Annotated in this window: 7 protein-coding genes and 1 rRNA gene; 3 read left to right on the forward strand and 5 right to left on the reverse strand. The window is 34.2% G+C overall.

Annotation, left to right across the window (positions count from 1 at the left end):
* Nucleotides 1-330: 330 nt before the first annotated feature.
* The 4 genes from SFC47_RS25670 to SFC47_RS25685 all read right to left on the reverse strand — a co-directional run bounded on the left by SFC47_RS25670 (nucleotide 331) and on the right by SFC47_RS25685 (nucleotide 1,725).
* On the reverse strand, nucleotides 331-471 hold the full coding sequence (locus SFC47_RS25670; RefSeq protein ID WP_411257369.1) for a hypothetical protein: 141 nt from the start codon (nucleotides 469-471) through the stop codon (nucleotides 331-333).
* Nucleotides 472-560: 89 nt separating this feature from the next.
* On the reverse strand, nucleotides 561-917 hold the full coding sequence (gene crcB, locus SFC47_RS25675) for a fluoride efflux transporter CrcB (RefSeq protein WP_411257370.1): 357 nt from the start codon (nucleotides 915-917) through the stop codon (nucleotides 561-563).
* Nucleotides 914-1,282: a fluoride efflux transporter CrcB gene (gene crcB, locus SFC47_RS25680; protein WP_411257375.1), complete on the reverse strand. Its 369-nt coding sequence runs from the start codon at nucleotides 1,280-1,282 to the stop codon at nucleotides 914-916. The genes crcB (SFC47_RS25675) and crcB (SFC47_RS25680) overlap by 4 nt, the downstream gene beginning before the upstream one ends.
* Nucleotides 1,283-1,296: 14 nt before the next feature.
* The gene (locus SFC47_RS25685; RefSeq protein WP_411257371.1) at nucleotides 1,297-1,725 is read right to left on the reverse strand and encodes an NUDIX hydrolase; all 429 of its coding nucleotides are present in this window, start codon (nucleotides 1,723-1,725) and stop codon (nucleotides 1,297-1,299) included.
* Between the two features lie 221 nt (nucleotides 1,726-1,946).
* Here SFC47_RS25685 and SFC47_RS25690 point away from each other — a divergent pair, with 221 nt between their 5' ends.
* From SFC47_RS25690 to SFC47_RS25700, 3 genes are all read left to right on the forward strand, one after another.
* The gene (locus SFC47_RS25690) at nucleotides 1,947-2,168 is read left to right on the forward strand and encodes a spore coat protein (protein WP_411257372.1); all 222 of its coding nucleotides are present in this window, start codon (nucleotides 1,947-1,949) and stop codon (nucleotides 2,166-2,168) included.
* Nucleotides 2,169-2,311: 143 nt separating this feature from the next.
* Nucleotides 2,312-2,887, forward strand: coding sequence for a spore coat protein (locus tag SFC47_RS25695; protein WP_411257373.1), 576 nt, complete (start codon nucleotides 2,312-2,314; stop codon nucleotides 2,885-2,887).
* A gap of 27 nt (nucleotides 2,888-2,914) precedes the next feature.
* Nucleotides 2,915-3,340 (forward strand): spore coat protein, encoded by a 426-nt coding sequence (locus SFC47_RS25700; protein ID WP_411257374.1) that lies wholly within the window; start codon nucleotides 2,915-2,917, stop codon nucleotides 3,338-3,340.
* A gap of 151 nt (nucleotides 3,341-3,491) precedes the next feature.
* Here SFC47_RS25700 and rrf read toward each other — a convergent pair.
* A 5S ribosomal RNA gene (gene rrf / locus SFC47_RS25705) occupies nucleotides 3,492-3,608 on the reverse strand.
* Nucleotides 3,609-3,610: the final 2 nt, after the last annotated feature.

Genomic DNA, 3,610 nt, shown 5'->3' on the forward strand with positions numbered 1-3,610 from the left:
TCCAAGAAAGTTGATATAGCTCATTTGTTACGTTGGCTTAGCTTTTTTAAAAAGCTAAAAAATTGTTTGTTGACGTTCTTGTTTGTTTAGTTTTCAAAGAACAAGATTGCTAGATTTTAAAAAGTGACGTTAAATATAATAACAGGATAACATGAATAATGTCAACATGTTTTTCTGTTTTTCACCGTTCCTCTGAAGGGAACTTTTATATATTATCACCTATAAACCATTCAGTTCAATAGTAATATTATCCAATTTGACCTATTCTAATTTTGACTCTATCTAAATAAAAGAACTATTGCGGCTGCAACAGTTCTTCTCATTTTCATTTCATTCTCCTTGAGCACCATTCGGTGTTCCTCTGCGTACATGGTCATCCTCAAAATTGTTTTTGCGAGCTTTTTCAACTTTATCATTCAGCAATTGTTTTTGGTCAACGTCTGATGAAGGGGTAAACTTTTTCTTAGACATCTAAATCCTCCTATAAAATCAGTTTTTCCCCTCTTATTTTGCATTCTTTTTCTGATATTAATCATAATTAAGAGCAAATATAGTTCAACTTATATAATAAAACCAATCGCCGCTGCTAAGACACTCGCAATTAATGACGATAATACATATATACCTGCCAATTCTTTTTTCTTGGATTGCAATAAGCTTAGCGTTTCAAAACCAAAAGTCGAGAAAGTCGTATAGGCGCCACAAAATCCAACTCCTGCTAGAAACCAAAACCATTCACTAATATCATTCGATAAACGAAGATTCACAAGTAGTCCTAACAGAAAAGAACCCGATATATTAATTAACCAAGTAGCCAATGGAAATGGCTCCGATTTCATTTTTGTATTCACCCATAGACCCAATAAATATCTAACAGCTGCACCTAATGAACCGCCTAGACCAATTAACCAAATCAAATTGTTTCTCCTTTTTTTCTACGAATGCGTGCCAATCTGAAACCTATGTATGAGAACAGTAATCCGAAAATGATACTCGTTAGTACATAAAAGACAGCCATTATTATATGTCCATTTGAAAATAAGAGAATTGTTTCTATTGAAAGTGTGGAAAATGTAGTGAATGAACCGATAAACCCCGTTCCAATAAATAGGGATAATTCTGGACGAATGATCTTCCACGTAGATAAAAAAGTTAAAAACCAGCTTAGGCAGAAACAGCCGAAAAGATTAATGGAGAGAGTGCCAAGAGGAAATCCATTATCGTTCTGGATCCATTCTCCAATGCTATACCTAGTTATAGCTCCTAAAAATCCACCCATCATAACGATAAAAAGTCTCAATTCATTGAGCCTTCTTTCAAATTCTGATTAAACCTCAATCCCTCTCTAACAACCCAAGCCTGATGTTTATGATACAGTAATTCATCCACACTCCTCACTGGTATCCACTTAAGGGAATGGTCATCTTCTAGAGGATCAGACACCTTTTTACATAATTGGGCTAAATAAAAGGTACCCTCGTTTGCAATACATTCATTCTCAGACGTAATAAAAAATTGCTTCGCATTCCCAATAAAATGATTAATCTCTGCACTAAAACCTGTCTCTTCTAATAATTCTCTTCTAAGGCATTCGGAATGATCTTCATTCCCTTCAATTCCACCACCAGGAAGCCAAAAATAACCATCAGGGGTTTGAACCGTAACAACCTCATCTATTGTATCGTTAACAATAATGGCATAGACTGCCTCCCGCGGTCTATACACAAAACCCTCTTTTTTTGTTCCGAAAATTTTTCCCAATGAATTCACCAGCCACACGTTATTCTACACATCTTATGTCAAGACAAATAAAGATAATATCGAATTATACCATATTTTTCTTTTTTAAATTATTTTTGTCTATTTTTGGACGAAATGTGCAGGAATCTTAAGAACCCACTGCATATCCTGATAATGGATATTTCAAATTAAAGGAGTGATTAATCATGAGTGATTCAAATCAAAACCCATTATTTACAGGTAAAATTATTGATTTACTTGTTAGTGATATATTAAGAAAGAATGGTATTAATATAGAAAAAGGAAAAACCAATTTATCACCAGAACAGAAACAATTAATAAAAGATTTAGTAAATGATCTTTCCCAGCAAGTGGATGCATTCGTTAGTAAAGAAAATCCAACAAAAAATGCTGACGACTCGAAATAAATTATCCTAAAAGAACGCTAGATTAGGCGTTCTTTTCATTTTTTATAAAACAAATAAAATAATCAAATACACACAAACACATTATTGGACAACTCCATATATTATATTGAAAACAAAACTTAAACAAAGGAGTGTAAAAAACAATGCCATCCAACAATAAGAAGGAAAAAAATGATAAAAAGTATCGGAAGGATGAATCTTCAGATATGTTTTTTGAGGACAAGCCGGTTGCAGAACAAACTTACGAGGAAGCTCCGCAATTTGCTTATGTCTATCATGATCCAGCAGTTTTCCAAGATGCTCACACTTATCAAGCACCTGAGCATCATTCAAGTAATCATATTGATGCAGATGTACTACAAGATGCAGACCAAGTTTCCCTAATGGAACAAGATTCTGAGGAACTAATCTTTATTAAAGACTCCTGCAACATCAATGTTCACACTACTGATACTCAAGCAGCTGTTTCTCTCCAAATTGCGCTGCAGCTTGCTATCGCATTAGTTCTCCGTGTTACCATTCTTGATTCAGACCAAGGTCAAAGTGTTGCGGAAGATCTTCTACAATATTTCGAATCAGAACAAAATAACTTCCAAAAAATTAGTATCGAAAATTCCAAAGATATCAATATCAAAACAACTGATACAGACGTTGCAGCTAACATCCAAGCATTACTACAAGTATTGTTGACATTAGTAGCAAAAATTGACATCGCATAAAAATAAATAATAAGAGGTGAAAATAAAATGCAAGAAAAAAAATGGAAAGCTTTAGATTCATGTGATACTAAAGGTAACGACGCAGACGTTATGCAAGAAGCAGATCAATTTGTATCCAATAAACAACAGTCTTTTGAGTGGATCATCATTAAGGATTCTGAAGGAATTGAAGTTCATACTACTGATACGCAAGTAGCATTATCTTTACAGGCCGCTATTCAAGTTGCAATAGCTATTGTAATTAGTATAACTATCGGTGATACTGACAAAGGTAAAGCTGTTGTTCAAGATCTTAAACAATTATTTAAGAATAAACAAAAGAACTCTCAAAAAACAGTTATTCATGGTTCTAAAAACATCTGTGTTACTACAACAGATACTCAAGTTTCTGTGAATATCCAAGCGCTTCTGCAAATCCTTGTAACAATCGTTGCTAAATTAGACGTTCTATAATACTAAACGCCAAATTTAGTAAAGGAGAACATAATAATATGTTTCTCCTTTCTCATTGGCTAAGTCGCTATAATACATTCTTAAGAACTTAGCAGTGCCTTTTACTCATATTAAAAAAAAGAACAACCCTCAAAGGGTTGTTCTTTTTTTTGCCTGGCAACGTCCTACTCTCACAGGAACTTTCGTTCCAACTACCATCGGCGCTGAGAAGCTTAACTTCCGTGTTCGGTATGGGAACGGGTGTGACCTTCTCGCCATTATTACCAGACT

The sequence above is a fragment of the Neobacillus niacini genome (genome assembly GCF_046591715.1).
In the GTDB taxonomy this organism is placed as follows: domain Bacteria; phylum Bacillota; class Bacilli; order Bacillales; family Cytobacillaceae; genus Neobacillus; species Neobacillus niacini_L.

Excerpts from the sequence above, each read along its gene's own strand:
- SFC47_RS25670 (WP_411257369.1), bottom strand. The coding sequence starts at position 471 with ATGTCTAAGAAAAAGTTTACCCCTTCATCAGACGTTGACCAAAAACAA.
- SFC47_RS25695 (WP_411257373.1), top strand. The coding sequence starts at position 2,312 with ATGCCATCCAACAATAAGAAGGAAAAAAATGATAAAAAGTATCGGAAG.
- crcB (WP_411257375.1), bottom strand. The coding sequence starts at position 1,282 with ATGATGGGTGGATTTTTAGGAGCTATAACTAGGTATAGCATTGGAGAA.
- SFC47_RS25700 (WP_411257374.1), top strand. The coding sequence starts at position 2,915 with ATGCAAGAAAAAAAATGGAAAGCTTTAGATTCATGTGATACTAAAGGT.
- SFC47_RS25690 (WP_411257372.1), top strand. The coding sequence starts at position 1,947 with ATGAGTGATTCAAATCAAAACCCATTATTTACAGGTAAAATTATTGAT.